At 40.4% G+C, this 17886-nt stretch carries 18 protein-coding genes; 11 read left to right on the forward strand and 7 right to left on the reverse strand.

Features of this window, described 5'->3' with window-relative positions; genetic code table 11:
• Positions 1–8 precede the first annotated feature (8 nt).
• The 4 genes from ACLOAU_RS02615 to ACLOAU_RS02630 form a co-directional block, all read right to left on the reverse strand.
• A complete protein-coding gene (locus ACLOAU_RS02615) occupies positions 9–761 on the reverse strand; it encodes an SDR family oxidoreductase (protein ID WP_427860273.1) in 753 nt (250 codons plus the stop codon).
• A 43-nt stretch (positions 762–804) separates the two neighbouring features.
• Positions 805–1545 (reverse strand): SDR family oxidoreductase, encoded by a 741-nt coding sequence (locus ACLOAU_RS02620; protein WP_427860274.1) that lies wholly within the window; start codon positions 1543–1545, stop codon positions 805–807.
• 124 nt (positions 1546–1669) lie between these two features.
• On the reverse strand, positions 1670–2443 hold the full coding sequence (locus ACLOAU_RS02625) for an SDR family NAD(P)-dependent oxidoreductase (protein ID WP_427860275.1): 774 nt from the start codon (positions 2441–2443) through the stop codon (positions 1670–1672).
• Positions 2444–2559: 116 nt separating this feature from the next.
• Complete coding sequence (locus ACLOAU_RS02630; RefSeq protein WP_427860276.1) at positions 2560–3486, reverse strand: helix-turn-helix domain-containing protein; 927 nt, start codon at positions 3484–3486, stop codon at positions 2560–2562.
• Between the two features lie 975 nt (positions 3487–4461).
• Here ACLOAU_RS02630 and ACLOAU_RS02635 point away from each other — a divergent pair.
• Complete coding sequence (locus tag ACLOAU_RS02635; protein ID WP_427860277.1) at positions 4462–5205, forward strand: SDR family oxidoreductase; 744 nt, start codon at positions 4462–4464, stop codon at positions 5203–5205.
• A gap of 72 nt (positions 5206–5277) precedes the next feature.
• Here ACLOAU_RS02635 and ACLOAU_RS02640 read toward each other — a convergent pair whose 3' ends face one another.
• Positions 5278–6753, reverse strand: coding sequence for an aminotransferase-like domain-containing protein (locus ACLOAU_RS02640; protein WP_427860278.1), 1476 nt, complete (start codon positions 6751–6753; stop codon positions 5278–5280).
• A gap of 471 nt (positions 6754–7224) precedes the next feature.
• Positions 7225–7632 (reverse strand): transposase, encoded by a 408-nt coding sequence (locus tag ACLOAU_RS02645; protein WP_427862671.1) that lies wholly within the window; start codon positions 7630–7632, stop codon positions 7225–7227.
• A gap of 685 nt (positions 7633–8317) precedes the next feature.
• Here ACLOAU_RS02645 and ACLOAU_RS02650 point away from each other — a divergent pair.
• The 10 genes from ACLOAU_RS02650 to ACLOAU_RS02695 all read left to right on the forward strand — a co-directional run bounded on the left by ACLOAU_RS02650 (position 8318) and on the right by ACLOAU_RS02695 (position 16936).
• Positions 8318–9034 carry a LytR/AlgR family response regulator transcription factor gene (locus ACLOAU_RS02650; RefSeq protein WP_427860279.1) on the forward strand — a complete coding sequence of 239 codons (717 nt, stop codon included), beginning with the start codon at positions 8318–8320 and terminating at the stop codon, positions 9032–9034.
• Positions 9034–11163 (forward strand): tetratricopeptide repeat-containing sensor histidine kinase, encoded by a 2130-nt coding sequence (locus ACLOAU_RS02655; RefSeq protein ID WP_427860280.1) that lies wholly within the window; start codon positions 9034–9036, stop codon positions 11161–11163. Before ACLOAU_RS02650 ends, ACLOAU_RS02655 begins: the two co-directional genes overlap by 1 nt.
• A gap of 117 nt (positions 11164–11280) precedes the next feature.
• Positions 11281–12075: a hypothetical protein gene (locus ACLOAU_RS02660; RefSeq protein ID WP_427860281.1), complete on the forward strand. Its 795-nt coding sequence runs from the start codon at positions 11281–11283 to the stop codon at positions 12073–12075.
• A 40-nt stretch (positions 12076–12115) separates the two neighbouring features.
• The gene (locus ACLOAU_RS02665) at positions 12116–12880 is read left to right on the forward strand and encodes a hypothetical protein (RefSeq protein WP_427860282.1); all 765 of its coding nucleotides are present in this window, start codon (positions 12116–12118) and stop codon (positions 12878–12880) included.
• A gap of 20 nt (positions 12881–12900) precedes the next feature.
• The gene (locus tag ACLOAU_RS02670) at positions 12901–13368 is read left to right on the forward strand and encodes a hypothetical protein (RefSeq protein ID WP_427860283.1); all 468 of its coding nucleotides are present in this window, start codon (positions 12901–12903) and stop codon (positions 13366–13368) included.
• Positions 13369–13413: 45 nt separating this feature from the next.
• The gene (locus ACLOAU_RS02675) at positions 13414–13959 is read left to right on the forward strand and encodes a hypothetical protein (protein ID WP_427860284.1); all 546 of its coding nucleotides are present in this window, start codon (positions 13414–13416) and stop codon (positions 13957–13959) included.
• Between the two features lie 18 nt (positions 13960–13977).
• On the forward strand, positions 13978–14487 hold the full coding sequence (locus tag ACLOAU_RS02680; RefSeq protein ID WP_427860285.1) for a hypothetical protein: 510 nt from the start codon (positions 13978–13980) through the stop codon (positions 14485–14487).
• 52 nt (positions 14488–14539) lie between these two features.
• Positions 14540–15370: a hypothetical protein gene (locus ACLOAU_RS02685; RefSeq protein WP_427860286.1), complete on the forward strand. Its 831-nt coding sequence runs from the start codon at positions 14540–14542 to the stop codon at positions 15368–15370.
• Between the two features lie 390 nt (positions 15371–15760).
• Positions 15761–16525, forward strand: a complete 765-nt coding sequence (locus ACLOAU_RS02690) for a DUF6597 domain-containing transcriptional factor (protein WP_427860287.1) — start codon at positions 15761–15763, stop codon at positions 16523–16525.
• A 24-nt stretch (positions 16526–16549) separates the two neighbouring features.
• Positions 16550–16936 (forward strand): VOC family protein, encoded by a 387-nt coding sequence (locus ACLOAU_RS02695; RefSeq protein WP_427860288.1) that lies wholly within the window; start codon positions 16550–16552, stop codon positions 16934–16936.
• 385 nt (positions 16937–17321) lie between these two features.
• Here ACLOAU_RS02695 and ACLOAU_RS02700 read toward each other — a convergent pair whose 3' ends face one another.
• Entirely contained in the window at positions 17322–17621 is a 300-nt protein-coding gene (locus ACLOAU_RS02700) for a hypothetical protein (RefSeq protein WP_427860289.1), read from the reverse strand.
• Positions 17622–17886 lie beyond the last annotated feature (265 nt).

Consider the following 17886-nt stretch of genomic DNA (forward strand, 5'->3'; position numbering starts at 1 on the left):
TGTACAGCTTATTGGGTAGCCCCTCCGTTTACCAACAACTGCTGGCCGCTCACAAAAGAAGATAGGTCAGTGGCAAAAAATTCTGCGGCGTTAGCCACATCTTCCACTTCCGCCAATCGCCCCATCGGGCAACTTTCTAATAAGGATTTACGTAGTTCCGGATAACTGCCTTCTTCTGCAAAAATGCCGGAATGGTCTACCGCAAAAGGGATGATGGAATTAACGGTAACACCCCGATGGCCTATTTCCTTTGACAATACGTCTACCAGGTATCTTGGTGTGGTCTTACTGCCACCATACACCGCCATGCCTGGAACAGGAAATGCAGTAGTACTGGAAGCAATGTAGATAATACGCCCTTTATCTTCCACATGCAGAGCGGCCTGTTGCATGGTAAAATAAGCACCTTTGGTATTGATGGAAAATAAGCGGTCGAATTGCTCTTCGGTAAATTGGGTGACGGGCGTTTCTACCATTTCAATACCGGCATTGGCTACAACAATATCTATTTTACCAAAAGCATTTTTCGCTTCTTCAAAAAGGCGTTTGATATCGGCTACCTTACTTACGTCGGCCTGCACAGAGATAACTTTTACGCCCATCGCTTTGATGGTACTTTCCACCTGGTCGGTGGCAGCTTTATCTCTGGAGTAATTCAGTACGATGTTAGCGCCCAATGCAGCATAACGTTCCGCTATGGCTTTTCCCAAGCCCCTTCCTGAGCCTGTGATCAAGGCTACTTTGTTATTAAGAGTGTTCATTTTTATAAAAATTTAATTGCTGACATTATTTGTTTGTATTTCGCTAAGCCATTCCACCGTTGGCACCGATGCTTTGTCCGGAAATCCATTTAGCTTCGTCAGTAGCCAGGAACGCAACTATTTTGGCTATATCTTCGGGGGTACCCAGGCGTTTGAAAGCGTTGGTAGCAGCGAGCTGTGCTATCTGTTCTTCCGACTTGCCATTAAGGAATAAATCGGTTCCTGTAGGGCCGGGCAATACACAGTTGACATTGATGCCCCTTGCACCGATCTCTTTGGCAAATACACGGCTCATTTGTTCCACCGCTGCTTTTGTCGCGGCATAAACACCGTAGGTGGGGAAAATAGTACGGGTAACTGTAGACGAAAGATTGATAATGCTTCCGTTATCTGCCAGCCTGGTAGCAGCCTGTTGAAGCGAATAAAAAACGCCTTTGAAATTAATACCCAATTGCTTTTCCAATTGATCTTCAGTGAGGTCCTGAATGAAATTGTTCAGCATCACACCGGCGTTATTTACCCAAATGTCCACTTTGCCAAAATGGGTAATACTTTCGTCGAACAGGCGGATGATTTCTTCTTTGCTGCTAACATTTGCCTTTATCGCAAACGCGGCTCCGCCATTGGATTCGATCAGAGTAACAACCTCATAGGCGGCACCTTGATCACCACTATAGTTTATAATTACTTTTGCACCGGCTTCGGCTAGTTTTAAAGCGATAGCGGCGCCAATTCCCCTTGATGAGCCGGTGACCACGGCCACTTTTCCTGATAAATTTTTCATTTTGATCTGTTTTTAAATTTGTTGATGCAAAGCTGGCAGGGGGAGGGCAACTCATTGTTGCGCAGGGTATAGCAGGAGTTGCAAATTTTAAAGTGTGGGCAACAACGATAAGCCAGCCGGTGTCCTAAGACGGAAGCTTAACTCCGGAAATCTCCGCGCACTTTTCAATAAAGCGTTCTTGTATCTCCTGATCTATGCAATCAGGATGCACTTCCCGTGGCTGTTTGTGGTAGTAGTAGCCTCCGGACTGTAACACTTGCGGATCCCTTGATGTAGCCAACCATGCCTGTGTCAGCGGAGCATCAGCAAGACTGTCGGGAGCACCTGGGCCACCCATCTTCGTGGCTACCCACCCCGGCTCTAAAGCATTTGCCGCTGTCCCCGTCCATCGGGCTGCCACCGCAAAAGCTAACAGGACGTTATGCAGTTTGGAATCGGCGTAGGCCTGAAATCCATTCCATGTTTTATGTTTCCACAACAGGTCGCTGAGACTGCTATCGCCGTCACGATGAAGCCCGCTGCTCGTATAAATTAACCTTTTCGGTTTTTCTATAAGGGCAGTAAGAATGTACGGCGACAGGCTGTTTATGGCAAAAACATGCGGCAGGCCGTCTTCGGTTATTATTTTTCGGGATTCTCTGTATCCTACAGCCGCATTGTGGATAACGGCGTCGAAACGGCCTGTTGCGTTTGCTTTCTCTGCCAGAGCTATTGTTTCGGCTATGCTGGAAAGGTCTGCTGTAAGTACAGCTTCGGCTTTGGGGTTGGCTTTAAGTGCATCTTCAGCTCTCTGTTCGTTTCTGGCATGCAACACTACCTGATGCCCAGCATTTATCAGCAGGCTTGCGGCCATCATACCGAGCCCATCCGAAGAGCCTGTAATGATTATTCGTCCCATTTTGTTTGTATTTATCTTGTTCAACAATAATTTTTGCTTCAATTATTTTTACAAGACAAAGGTATTTGGGACGAATCATCCTGTTCTTACGTCAATAAAAGGAAGAGTTGCGAATTTTAAAGATGATGGGATTTACGGTATTGGATCGGGGAAATGCCTTCATGTTTTTTGAAGAAGTTACTGAAATGGGCGGTTTCTGTAAATCCCAGTTTATAAGTAATTTCCTTAACCGGTATGGATGCATTTTGCAACAGTGACCTTGCTTCTGCAAGTGTTTTTTCAGCGATCCATGTCGTTATGTTTTTCCCGGTCTTGCTTTTAATCACGCTGCTCAGGTAATTGGGGTGCAGGTTTTGAGCATTGGCATAATCCTGTACTCTGAAAGCCGTATCAATTTTACCTGAATTCAGATCACGGTAATGCTGTTCCAATAGTCTTTTAAATGAAATGACAATCTGGGAGCTCCTGTTACCCTCATAGATAGGATTGTAATCTTTCCATATATGCTCCTTTATTTTAAAAAGCAGCACTGCCAGCAAATGACCAATAATTTTGTACCTTGAAGATGTATTTTTTCTATACTCCTTCAATATTTGCTGGTTGATACTATCAGTCTCCAGAAAAAAATTGTCCGTTACAACTTTTGGCCGAACTACTTCTGAAAGCAAAAAAGGAAAATCAGTATAAACGCCTTCACCGATATATTGTTTCAGGAAGGTTTCGTCAAAAGTAATTAATGATATATCCTCAATTTCCTGCCAGCTGAACGTTCGGTAATTGCTTGGATTGGTGAAATAGATAGAATGGGGCTCTACTTCAAAAACATGTTCATCAATACAATATTGTCCTTTCCCTTCTTTTACAAATAAAAATGAAAAGAAATTAGGTCGAAAAGATGCCGATTTATAGGGTAGTTCGAAGCCAACTTCGTTCAGGTTGAAAATGGTAAACCCTTCTGTAAGGTCAAAGAGACTTACCGATAGATTTAAAGCCTTGTAAAGTTCAAATAATGAGTTTGATTCGATTTGGTCTGTGAGGTCCACGTTTATTTAAAAATTTATGTCTGATCTGCCCAAATTTACTGATTTGAAATTTACTTTTACATTGAATGGTTGCGAGGTGAATTTTTACATTTGTCATGTGTGATTTAAGTATTAATCGTATTTTTCCCTAAGCAACAGTTCTTCTGATTCTATTTGAAACGGTATCAAAAAAAGGGAGACCCAAGAGGGCTTCGAGACTGCTAGCGAACCTAGATTTTTGATGTACTGGATATATTTAGTGAAGTAGTGAATTCTAGCGGAATCACTCAGAAGGCGCATCTTGCGATGCGCTTTTTTTTGTGCTTTTTTTAGCCACCGGGGCCGGGATCAAAAAGGGGATCAGGGATCAGGTTAAAAAGTTGGGGGATCGGTGAGGTTAGGCATAAATTTTAGCTAATCGGAAAAGGAAGAAGTCGATATCCCTTACACCTCTTGCAGAAACCCTGAAATTCGTTAAGTGATATCTGGCTCAGTAATAGATAAGCTCTGAGAAAGGCAGGTTGTTTTATATTTTCGCTTTTGTTTATTGCGATTATTGTCTCTTGTAGACAAAATCAAAAAACTCAGTCACCTGTTTCAAGTCCTTATTAAACGAAGTTGCTTAAGAAGTTCTGGCCCTGAGTATTTCTTTAGGTATCATTTCGGTTCGTCAAAATTATCGAAAATTAGACATAATCATTTGCGCCGGCTATTCATCCGGCGACGGAACTATCGGTTCTTAAACCAGGCTAGTTAATTATTCGATATGATAACGCATCGTCAACCTGTTAAATGCCTTTCTGGTGCCGTCTTTGCAAAAAAGAAGCATTCTATGATATTTCAGAAAGTATATGGTCTGGACGGCCTTAAATCTGGTTTTTGGATGGTCGGGGTCGTCATTTTTATCTATTATTTTGACATTGAAAACGGCAGCCGCTTTGCTTATTAATGGCGTCTGTTTCTATTGCACAAATTTTTTACTTAAATGTTTTAGTCATGAAGACCTTAGTAATCGGAGGAACCGGCCTGGTAGGTAAAGGCGTATGTGAAAAACTGAAAAATACCGGCAACGAAGTAATTGTGGGAACGCCGTCAAATGGCGTCAATATTCTGACAGGAGAAGGGCTTGCAAATGCTTTAGAGGGAACTGATATTGTAATTGATCTTTCCAATTCTCCATCGCCTGAAGCGCAAATCGCCTTGAACTTTTTCAAAACGGCAGCCAATAATCTGGTTAAGGCTGTAAAAATTGCTGGTATCAGGCACCACCTCGTCCTTTCAATCGTTGGTACAGATAGGGCACAGCATATCGGGTATCTTAGAGCAAAAAAACACCAGGAAGATGCGGTGGTAGAATCTGGCATACCGTACACCATTATCCGCTCAACTCAATTCCACGAACATGTAGGCACAATTATCGATGTTCAGGCGGACGGGAAGAATGTACATGTGTCAACAGTAGACTATCAACCCATAGCATTGGAAGACGTTGTAGATTATGTAGTGAGGTTTTCTTTGGAGGAGCCTAAAAACAAGATAGTAGAAATAGCCGGTCCTGACCGCGGATTGATGACTGATTTCGTGGAAGGTTACCTGAGGGAGAAAGGAGCGGATATAATAGTAATAGCCAACGACAATGATAAGTACATGTTTGAAGATATTCCGAGATCTTTGTTAGTGCCTTCAGGTGAATTTTTCCCTGGTAAGATCAGGTTTAGTGACTGGGTCAAAATACAATAAACATACGTTTTTCCAGTTACGTCTCATTAAAAGATGACACGACCCAATAGTTTATAGATACGAAGGGCCTGCTCAACGGGATTTTTTAAGGGAATGGGCAAAAGTTTGCATTTCATTTGTATTTAACGAGGCAAAACCCAACCTGATCCCGTTGACGTCATCTTTATACTTATGAAGGCTTCCGTCATTCAGATAAATGCCGTTGGTCGCCAATCTTTCTGCGAGCTTGGGTATTGAATATCCGGGATCAAATAATGTCCAAACAGCCATACCACCATTGGGCACGATAAACTTGGCGACGTCTCCCAAAGAAGATTGAAGAAGCTCACAGAACTGGTCTCGCCTCTTTTTATATACTTTCACAGATCTTCTAAGATGTCTCTGCATATCGCCTGTTGTGAACAGATGGGCAACAGATTCTTCGAATAACACATCGCCACGAATGTCCAACACTTGTTTAAGCTTAGAGGCCTGCCATACGAAATCTTGCCCTCCAATAAGATATCCCAATCTAATAGTGGGTGCCAGTGTTTTAGAAATAGATCCTATGTAAAGAACATAGCCATTATGTTCTGCGCTGGCCAATGGCAGTATCGGAGCATTCTCGTAATGGAAATCATAGTCGTAATCGTCTTCGATCACCGGAAGCTGGTAGCGTTGAATGATGTCTAAAAGCTTAACCCGTCTTTCTGCGCTCAAGGTTACCGTTGTGGGATGATGGTGGTGGGGAATGATATATAGAAGGCTCGGCCTTGCTTGTTTACAGATGTTTTCTATTGCCTCTACGTCGATCCCATCCTGATCTACCTTGACCTTAATAAGCCTGGCACCCAACTGCTCAAAAAGCCTGTCGGCTAAAACATAGTTCATGTCACCAACAATAACCGAGCTGCCTGGCTGAAGGATCATACCTGCTGCTATGGAGATCGCCAATTGTGCGCCATGGGTAACCAGAACCTGTTCCGGGGCTATATCCAAAGCCCTTGTCTTAGATAAAAACAGGGCAAGCTCGGTTCTCAACGAGTTGCTTCCCAGCGAGCCTTCAGATAGCAGTTTATTATAAGTATTCACCCTCTTTGAAAGAAACCGGTATCGGTCAATTATCAAATCTAAGGGAGCAATTCTGGCATCAGGATAACCATCGTTGATCATCATTTGGTGAGCCATCAGCTTCCTTGTTCCGGATGGTGGAGCGGCGATGGTTCTGTAAAATTTGTTAGGTTGCCTGGCGGGAACCCCGCTCAGATCGGGGGTTTGGAAGGACTTGGGACTGCTAATAGGTAAGTACTTAGAAACAAAATTCCCCTTTCGTTTCACAGATTCAACCCAGCCCTGAGCCTGTAATTCTTCGTATGCAGCTACAATCGTTGCACGGTTTACTTTCAGCATTGAGGCCATATCCCGACTTGCCGGCAATTGATAGCCGGTCTTAAGTTGTCCTTTCCTGATCAAATCAATCAAACCATTTGCGAGTTGTCTGAATACTGGAGTCGGGGATTTTCGATCGATCGGGATAAGTGTACTAAATGGTAATGTTTGGGCTGTCATGTTGATTCTTCTTAATTAACTTTAGAGGAACAGGGTATAATTTTACGAAAAATTTTGAAGCGCCGATATTTTATCGCAAGTTCTTGTTGGCATAGTAAAGCATTACTGAATATTTTTACAAGTACTGTCTCACTGGACGATTGGTTTCGGACTTTATCCTCACGCTGTTTGATCAGTAAAAAAAAGCACTTTTCAATGAAATGTGTTTGTAACTTTGTGCGGATAAAAGTTTACCATATCTGATTTATTCTGGCTTAAAAAAAGAGGGGACTAAAAAGGGGACTAATGAGTTTTATTAAAGACTAATTCGTTGATTTACTTACAATAATGAGAGCGATCTTGACTCCCAGCGGAATCACTCAGAAAGCGCATCGCAAGATGCGCTTTTTTTATGTCCGTTTTTGCGCAAGGGCGCGGCGTGCACAGTTTAGGGATCAGGGGATCAGGTTGAAAAGTTGGGGGCTGTAGGGTTCAGGCATAAATTTTAGCTAATCGAAAAAGAAAGCAGTTGATATCTCTCACACCTCTTACAGAAGCGTTGAAAACTTTGATTTTGGCGTTGAAAGATTCTGCTGAAGCGTTCGTACTTCTGTTATTGAAGAAGTTCAGGATACCAAGGTAATGCGTTTCAATGGTTCTCGATACAGTTCTGAACGATTCAATTGCAGATGCTTCTACATCATTATACCACAAGGCCAGCTTTTTAAACGCCTGTTCTTTGCAAGTGCAATACCTGTAAATACTACTTAGTTTCTGAGATAAATCAAAACCTCGGGCAACACCCCCTGTTATCGCTATACCCGAACTACAAGGTTCCAGTTTTGCAAAATCATTCTTCGGACTTGGTGGATAAGATGGAAGATATATGTTACTCTCGATATGACAATGCTCCTATTCTTGTTGAGGCATTGCGTATTGAAGCCGAAGAGGAAGCTTATGTTGAAGACCGGTTGGGGATTTAACGGAGTCGCTTGTTGCAAGGCACTTATTGAAAAATTTCAGTTTACGTATTTAAAATTTGGATTTATTTGATGCACAATTCGAGAACCACATGTTAACTTATATAATTTGGTTTTCTCAGTAGGCGTAGTTATAGCTTTCGTCCTGTACTCCTCTGCTACTTTTCATAATTAATACGTCTAGCGGTCAAATATTCAAGCTCAACAGCAATCTCTCAGCGCTTTACACCCGGCAATAACATGTCAGGATGTAAAAAAGAAAAATGACAACGAGAATGATCACTTCAATTTATAAATGGCAGATGTGTATATACCTCGTCAATATCGTTGTTTAATTTTTGCTTAAACATAGCCAGTATTTTTACCCAATCAAAGCACCATAACTTTTCAAACCAGTTGATGGACAAAAGAATTGACGAATAAAAGCTTGATCAATGGCCAATCACTAATCTCATTTAAGTCGGGTGACAATATTGGCAGAAACAAGGTTTTGAATACTATAGTACAACACTTATCTGAAGCGTTGATTTTCAATAGTATGTTATATTGTCATGTTTTAATTGAATTCCCTTATTTGCTATATTTGAATGAATTAAACATCTCCAATGACAGGCAAGATCCGTTGTATATGTATTGACGATGAACGGGACGATTTGTTGTTACTCAATGAGTGGATAAAAACAGAACCCGCATTAACATGTGTAGGTGATTTTTCTTCTTCCTCCGACGGCCTTCAGGCGATCATTTCATTAAAACCTGATTTGGTTTTTTTGGATGTAGAAATGCCCGGGGTTACAGGGCTGGAGATTTTAAAACTATTGCGCAGTGATATTGAACTGGCAGTTTTTGTTACCTCCCATCCTGAATTTGCATTGGAGGGTTTTGAACTTTCTGCATTTGATTATATATTGAAACCCATTACGGAAAAACGGTTTAATCATACGGCACAACGGTTGAAGGATTATTGGAGTATGCGGCAGAAAGCAGCTACTTATGAGTTGCAGCAGGAAACAGGTACCCTCCTCATCAGTGAAGGGCGCAATAAAACAAAAGTGACAATCAATGAAATTGTCTACCTGGAGGCCATGCAAAACTATACCAAAGTAGTTACTGCAAACCAGAGTTATCTTACATTGGTTGGTTTCAATAACTTTTTCTCGAAATTGCCACAAAGCAACTTCTTACGTATTCATCGTAGCTACGCTGTTGCCCGAAATAAAATAAGCGGCTTCAATGCTTCCGATGAAATTATTTGTGGGAGCACTGCGCTTCCAATTGGCAAAACTTATAAGGATACCATCAAAAATGAAATCTTCAGATAATGAAAAACGCCTTGCTTGCTCTTCTTTGTTTTGTAACATTTGGTGGTGTTGCAGCTCAACAACCTGTACCAGGTTTTGACGCAACGAAGTACAAAACTTCCAAAGAACGACTTAAAGCATTGTCGAATATTTGCGATTCTTTAAACAGAATGGAAGCGTATAAGGAAACATTTAAAACGGCCCGTTACGCATTACACATTACCCCCGCAGATGATTACTATAATTTGTCTTTATTCAATTTCTACATTGGGGTCTATTACCAAGGCAGTAATGGAGATTCTTCTATTGTTTATTTAGAAAAATCTGTAGCCTATGCTCGCCGTGCCGGCAATTCCAAACGAGTAATAAACGGGCTGGAGCGTTTATTGTATATGTATAGTGCAATGGACGGTTATGCCGGCCAGCGCGACAAAACTGCCAAAGAGGTGCATTACATTGTAGATACCATACGTAATGATGATACCAAACAAAATTTGTATAATGCACTTAATAAGTATTATGAAACATTGGGACGGCGCGAACAACAAATGAATATGCTGCTTGCAGAACTTGAAATTAATAAAAAACAATTGGCTCTGGGAAAATTTGAAGGAGCAGATTCGGCTAATATGGGCGTGTGTTATATCAACATCGGCGCGTTATATTTAGAATTGAAACAACCTAGAAAAGCATTGGAATATTTGACACCCTCAAAAGAATTCTTGTACAGTTATAGAAACGCCATCATTCATTATTACAAAAATACAGCCAATGCTTATTTGCAATTATTTCAACCGGGTATGGCAAGAATATATTATGATTCGCTAACCAATCTTACAAGGGAAGAATATGGCCCGCCTACAGATAAAAATAACAATTGGGACATCAGGATGTTGGCTGATTTATCTTTTGCAGATTATTATTTGAGCAATAAACAAGTAGACAGCGCTTTGTTGTACATGAATATTGCAAAATCATTGATAGGAGCATCTGTTACCGATACCATTTATATCACCTCCTTTAATTACGCAATGGGGCAAACACTGGTGGCTGCAAAAGATTACGTTGCTGCACTCGGCTACCTGAAGAACGCCGAAAAAATAGGCCTGGATCAGGGGCCGGAACAATACGGCAATGTATTGCGAGAACTGGGCAAATGCTATTCCGGTACAGGTCAATGGCAACAGGCAGCATTGTATTATGAGAAGTATTTGCCTATACGTGATTCTTTATATGCTGTGGACATACAAAAAAGCATGGCTGATGCCGAAGCTAAATTTCAAAATAAAGAAAAGCAACAACAGATAGAGGCACAGCAAAAAGACCTGGGATTTGTGCGAAAGCAACGTCTGTGGTTCATTTCCGGGCTTTTACTCTTGGGTATTATTGCCACTATGCTGGTTGTATTTTACAGGAACAAGAAGAGAACGGCAGATGTGCTGGACGATAAAAACAAAAGGCTATCACAGTTGAACAATGAGCTGGAAGAAGCCAACCATACCAAAGCTAAACTCTTTGGCATTATTGGTCATGATCTGCGCAGCCCGGTGAAGCAGGTATACCAGTTTTTAAAACTGCAAAAATTAAATGTGCACAATGAGCAGGAAAAAGCGGAGCGTGCTGCCAAAATGGAAACAGCCACCGAGTCGCTGCTGGAAACAATGGAAGACCTGCTGCTATGGAGTAAAACACAAATGAGTACACTAAAACCCAATATACAACCAGTGGAATTATTGCCCGCCTTGCAACCGGTAGAACTCCTGCTGCAATTGCACCTGGAAGAAAAAAACATCCGCTTACAAAACAATATTGTGGCAGGTACTATCGTTTGGGCCGATGAAAATTTTCTGCAAACGATTTACCGCAATCTTTTGCAAAACGCCATCAAGGCTTCAGCACCGGGCGAAATGATTATTGTAAACACATCTATTCAAAACGGTAAGACTACATTATCTATCCAAAATAGCGGTAGTGCTTTTGCACAGGAAGATTTTGAAATGCAGGTACAGCTTGGGCGTACCATGCAAACACTTAATGGACTGGGCTTACAATTAGTGCAAGAGTTATCTGAAAAAATGAAAGCCACTGTTTTATTTACCTCCCTACCCCAAGGCACACTAGTAGAAGTTACTTTTCCCCTGGAAAGTTGACCTCTTTTACTTTCGTCAATTTAAACTACATTTTCGTCAATAAGAACTGGTAAGCGCTGTGCTTCAGCGGTAAGTTTGATGTAACAATTTTAGTTAGCACCATTTAAACTTACACTGATGAAACATTTTAGCTTATTTCATGTAGCTGTGGCTAGCATAAGCCTATTTCTGTTTTCCTGCTCAAAAGACAAAGAAAAAATAAACGAGCCTGAGCAAAAAACGTTTCTATTGGAAAAAATGGTGCAAACTTCTGGCTCAACCACCTATACAAACAATTACCAATACAATAACGCTGGCAAAGTAATTAGTGAAAGTTTCGTGTCCACCACAACAACCAGCCCCAACTATGAGGGTACAGTGGAATACGATGCGGCAGGCAAAATATCTAAGCGTATTTTAAGTAATAATTATGCAACGGGTACTTACGATTATAACACAGATGGCACCATAAAGCGTGTAGTGAATACCTATCCTTCCGGTTCACTCAATTCCAAACAATATAAGTATTATACCGACAGGGTTGTAACAGAATCGTACAACTCCTCCAATGCTATTACCAGTACAATTGTAGAGTATTACAATGCCGATAAAACCGGCATTGCCCTTTCCCGTACTTATAATGCCGCAGATGTGCTGCAGAGTGAAACCCGGTTTACCTATGATGATAAAAAAGCTATTCCGGGGCCGTTTGGCAGTACACAGCCTTTTGTAAATAAAAGGAATGCAATAAGCGCCGAAACAAAAGATGCTGCAGGCAAAGTAATTTCAACACACGAATATGAAAATGTATATGTAGCCAATGGCACTAAATCTAAAGTCACCTACACCTATAAAACATATACGAACTATCCGACTGTCGAGTCAACTTTAGTATATATATATGATTATACCTACCGGGAATTGATAAAATAAAAAATCTATTAATCAAAAGCATCAATTAAATCTTAAGGCAATGAACAAATTTTTAATTCTCGGTCTACTGATAGTAACAAGTATTATCTCCTGCAAAAAAAACGATAATAATCCACAGTCCCACGAAAAGAAAGTATTGCTGGCCCGCACCAATGCCACTTACACGTATGACGGTTCTACTATGATAACCGAATATACCTACGATGATAATGGACGCATCATTAGCGAACTGGAAAACAAAGGAACAAGCAATGAACAGCTTATTACCTACACCTATGACAGCAAAGGAAATATTGCGGCCCAAAAATTCCCTAATCGCGGCAGTTTAAGAATTGAATATACCTATGATAATCAAAACCGAATGACTTCTTCACAGAAGTACTCAACAGATGGCAGCATGGATGAGAAAAGAACCTATACTTATTTCGATGACCGGATTGAAGAAGTGCTGACTTATAAATCGGGCAACAGCAGTAAACGCTTGTTTACCTATGCTGCCGATAAAAAAGACATTGCCAATTTTAAACTATACACAGTAAATGGAAGGGTATGGGTAGATAATACGTATACCTACACTACTATTAAAGACCCCAAGCACGCTATACAGCCACTAACACCTTATACAGCCAGTATTCATCTTATGGAAAAAGCTGTTACAGTAGATTACGATGATCCGGCAAACATTGCTACCTATACTTATACCTATACCTATGTAGCTAATGCCAATGGCTACCCCACCAGCAGGCAGGAAACATCGAATGGTACATTAAGCAGTACTACCACTTACGAATACATCATAAAATAAACCAATCAAAAAATAAGGGTATGAAAAAATTTATGCTATTAATTATTACTATTTGTTTTGCAGCAATATTAAACGCTCAGTCGAACACCGGCGTTATTCCCCAGGGAACGGTTCTTGTAAAAGACAAACATTACTTTAGCCCTAACGGAAAATTTTCTTTATGCTATCAAGCTGATGGCAACCTGGTTGTGTACAAACATATCAGACCCAAAAATATAGTTCCTCTTTGGAACAGCGGCCGCTATTTTAGTGGAAAATGCATCTTTCAGAATGATGGTAATCTGGTAATCTATTATGACAACGGCAAAGCCGTTTGGGATGCTAAGGATAAATGGAAAGATGCAAGCGGCAATACGCCATTAGAAACTCTCTATAGCCACGAGCTTCGAGTGCAGGACGATGGCAACGTGGTTATTTACTGTGTTGCCCCTACCAAGCCCAAACCAAGATATGTAGCAATGTTCCATACGAATACAGCCGGAAGATAACCCAAAAAGGCACTTAGAAAAATACTCATTTCTAAAAATATTCAGATGAAAAATCTTACGATAATCTCTTTAGCATTGCTCACACTCTTTGCAGCATGTACAGATGGGCAAAAATCTTCTGATGAAGATGCAGCTTTGAACAGCATTACCACAAATAACGATGATGCCCAAACGGGTAGTTTCTCCTTCGATGGAAAATCAGTAGAAGGAGTAGTAAGCACACAATATTTGGGGGATAAAGTAAAAGGAAATTTTTCGGTACTCTGTCAACATGATAATGAAGGCGGATCCGGAAACCCCGATTTTGCGCTGCTCCAAATTACCTTTCTCAATGAAAGTGATGCTATTAATAATCCGTCATTGAAAGTATTTGACGGCCCCACATTAGCCATGTCAGATTCTCAGCCCGGGTTTGCGACTATAACACTGTCTGGTCGTGGCAATGGACTTATTAAAGCCAAATCTTTTTCAGGTACCGATAAAACTACGGGCAATATCAGCGTATCAGGCAGAACCATTACGCTAAAAGATGTTACGCTTTACAACCGCGATGGGGCAATGAAAACAGTGAATGCAACAATTAGTTTTTAACCATTAAAATAAGTAGATATGAAAAGTTTTCTAACGGTATTAATCATTCTTTTTGCTATGAGCGCAATGGCCCAAATAACGGCACGGCCAAAGCCGGGAACTAAAATCAGCCTGCCCCAGGGCTCATTCAGTGGCGGTACTGTTTTCAATAAAGATCAAAAATATTACAGCGAAGACAACCGCTATTTTATACAAATGCAGAGCGATGGTAACCTGGTGCTTTACAAAGTAGTGGGTGCGAATAAGTTTAAGGCACTCTGGCACACGCATACCAATGGAAAGGCCATAAAAAAATGTGTGTTTCAGTCAGATGGCAACCTGGTATTGTATGATTACAACGGCAAAGCGCAGTGGGATGCATTTACCGACCAAAAAAACAAAGACAACGAAGGGCTAAAACGCTTTGTGCTAAGAGGTGATAAATTTTATCCGGGACAAAGTACGCTTGTGCTTCAAAGTGACGGAAACCTTGTTATTTACGTTGGTAATACGGCAAGATGGCACGCCGGCACTTATGAAAAAAATTAACGGGCTTCAAAAAGAATCATACACAGAAATTTTCCAACATAAAACAATGAAAATGAAAACTTATATCCTCCTGCTACTGCTCGCAACAAGCTTTACAGCACCCGCACAATCTGTAGGAAAAAAATTAGAGAATAAAGCCAATGAAAGTATAGATAAGGTTATTGACAAAATTGACATTAACGACCTTTTTTCTAAAAAGAAGAAAAAGAAAAATGAGAGCAAAACAGAAAAACTTGACCCGGAAGGCGTAGGAGAAGTAATAAACAATAATCAGACGGTAGGCCAAGGTAGCATTGGGCAAACCGCTGAACCTGTCGGCATCTCATCTCCAAAGGAAAAAACGGGTAAGTATGTCACTTTATTCCAGGACATCATGATGGGCGATCAAAAAAATACAAAATTCGGACCCTTTTTTGTACCCTCCACCGGCCAGTGTGTAGATATAGAAACTGCTAACGAAATACAACAAGATGTAGCCATGGTATTTTTTAGCGGATATGCCGGGGCAATGATCCTTACATTTCCAGCGAATGCCAAAGAAGCCGATTTAAGCACGAGCTATGATGAAATTGATATATTTAAGGAAGATGGTATGGGTGGCTGGGAGCAGGAAAACATTAACTCCGGAGAGCTGTACAAAGGAAGCATGAGCAATGCAGCATTTGAAAAATTAATGGAAGATAATAGCTGGAAAGCTTTTAATGCAGCTTATTCAAATAATATGGACGGTCAGTATGCTAACTATACAAATCCTAGTACAGGAGTCTATTGCATCAAGTTCAGCAATTCATTAAGAGCGCTGATGCGTGTAAAAAATGTAATACCCAAAAGCGCGAAAGGCGGAAGCATCAAGTTTGATATTATTGTAGAAAATAAAAAGTAGAATGTTAAACTCGGTGACAATTGGAATACTGAAAAGTCTTATCCTTCAGGTGTAGAGACTGCCGTGATCCATTTTCCTATTCCTCGACGAGACTTTTCTGAACATCGGCGATTGTCGTTGGGTGTGTATTAGGTCATTGCATTGCTTTAACCTAAATAGTATAGGAAGCTTTTCGGTGAACGTATCTAAGTAGTAAGATAATAATTATTTAATTTGCAGCATCGTAGCTGCTTGATATTCGGTTCCAAGTGGAATCACAGAATGAACTCGGCAATGATTTCATTTTTCATTTTAATCCATGAGACCGACAGGATTTGGCGTCACGATTTAGTTCCAGGAGTTTAATTTGTATTTTTACAAAACGTATACCTAATCCTTTAATGATGGACGATGTTTTTTCAAGGAAATCAATTAGAATATTTCTGTCTTAAGCCCGGTAAACCGCTAACAAACATTGTGGAAAGTATCTGGATGGTAAAAAACCATTCTGATGAAGAAAAAGAAGGTGTTGTCGTTCCCGACGGGAAAATAGATTTGTTTCTTTCAGACGATGAAAATGGAAAATTTGAGATATTCACTTCCGGCATTTGTTCAGTTCCTATAAGTAAGCCGCCATTTCCCAAAACCATTATGTTCGCTATTAGTTTTTATCCTGTCGCTGCCGAATACATTTTTAAACAATCTTTTGCTGAATTGAACAATACCAAAAAAATGCTACCAGCTAATTATTGGGGATTTTCAAGAAATGACCTGATCGACTTTGAAAAATTTTACCAAAAAGCTGTTAACATCATTTCTTCGATATCGCATGAAGAAATTGACAACCGGAAAAAAAAGTTATTTGAACTCATTTATGCATCTAAAGGAGAAATTACCGTCAAAGAACTAGAGCAAAAAGTTTTTTGGAGCAGCAGGCAAATGAACCGGTATTTCCATAAATGGTTAGGGCTAACGCTAAAATCATACATCAACATTATCCGTTTCTCCAATTCACTGAAGCAGCTAAAAAACGGGCTTTTCTACCCGGAGTTGGATTATGCAGACCAATCTCATTTTATAAGGGAAGTGAAGAAGTTCTCCGGAGTGAAACCAATCGTCCTGAATAAAAATGAAAACGACCGATTTATCCAATTAAGCCTGATGCCTGAAAAGTAATTTTGATTCAAATAAGAAAACAATATGAACTTGAATCACATCAATCTAATCGTTAAAGATGTAGATAGAGCTGTCAATTTATTTGAAAAACATTTAGGTTTCAATTTAATTGTAAACCGAAACAGTAAAATGGCGGTAATGGAAAACGGGAATAATTTTGCCCTGGTTATTTGGGGACAGGTATTGAACAACGAAGAAAATGTACCGGTATATCCCCGGAATTTCCATGTAGGATTTTATCAGGAAGACGAGGACGCTGTTTGGAATGTTTATGAAAATTTAAAAGCAGAGGGTGGCCTGCAATTGGAAAGTAAACCAAAAAAAATAAGGAATACATTTGGTTTCTATTTCTTTTTTGAAAATTTAATGATTGAAATAAGTGTGAACCCATTTACAGCAGGTATTGGGTAATATAGAGGCAATGAGAACTAAAAGCCTAATGGGAACTTCAGAAGGCCGCAAAACAGGTAGTGATGTAACAACATAATAAAGCTCCTTGTTGTCAATCAACAACGCTCGAAGGCGTCAGGAAAAAATCTAATCCCAATCGGAGGATATTGACTATGTTGGATATTCTCTCATAACCTTTATAACCTTGGAGTACTTTTGTGTTCCAGCACGCAATATCGCAGGCACTGCGAGATCGCCGGATTACCTGCCGTCGGCGCCAATGCACATGCCCTCGTTTGCTTACAGCGCGCCCACCATGCTTGCCGGTTTTCAATATGGTCCGACTTTGCATGCCGGCATTTCACAAACTCCGATAAGCTTCCGGGCTGTTACAGGTTATTCGTGTTCAATCGCCAAAAGCTATAAGCCCACTGTTCTTTTCATTTGCAATATTGAAGAGTTGCAGCAACTTTATTACATCAGTATCAGTCTGCAATTCTTTTTGTAAAATGTTCTCTTGAATTTGTTTTAAGAGAACAGTATCCATCCGGAAATCCGAATAGTAATCGAATCCTTTGTCAAGAATTCCTTTGCTTTGAAGATTTTTAAACGTCCCGTAATCTATGCCCCCAACAAACTGTAATCCCAATTCTTCCGGGTAATTAGGTATTGCCTGATCGTCACCAATGATATAAAAGTCCATCATATTTTTTAGGCAGTTAATAAATCCGCAAATTAAGCTTTAATCTTCTTCGATTAAAAGCCGGCTGCAAAATAGCCGGCACCTATTACTATACAAGTGATAGAAATATCTAGCAGCAGCATGGTAAATTTAAATATAGCATAACTAAGAAACCGGGCCGAAGCTGGGTGAGCCGGAGGTGCACTTGATGAATGGTGAACGTACCTGATCTGCCGACCATCGCTTGTTGTAAGCTTGAATACCAGAATATAGCTCCTTCCTGCGTTGC

Source organism: Paraniabella aurantiaca, assembly GCF_050309965.1.
Lineage (GTDB): Bacteria > Bacteroidota > Bacteroidia > Chitinophagales > Chitinophagaceae > Niabella.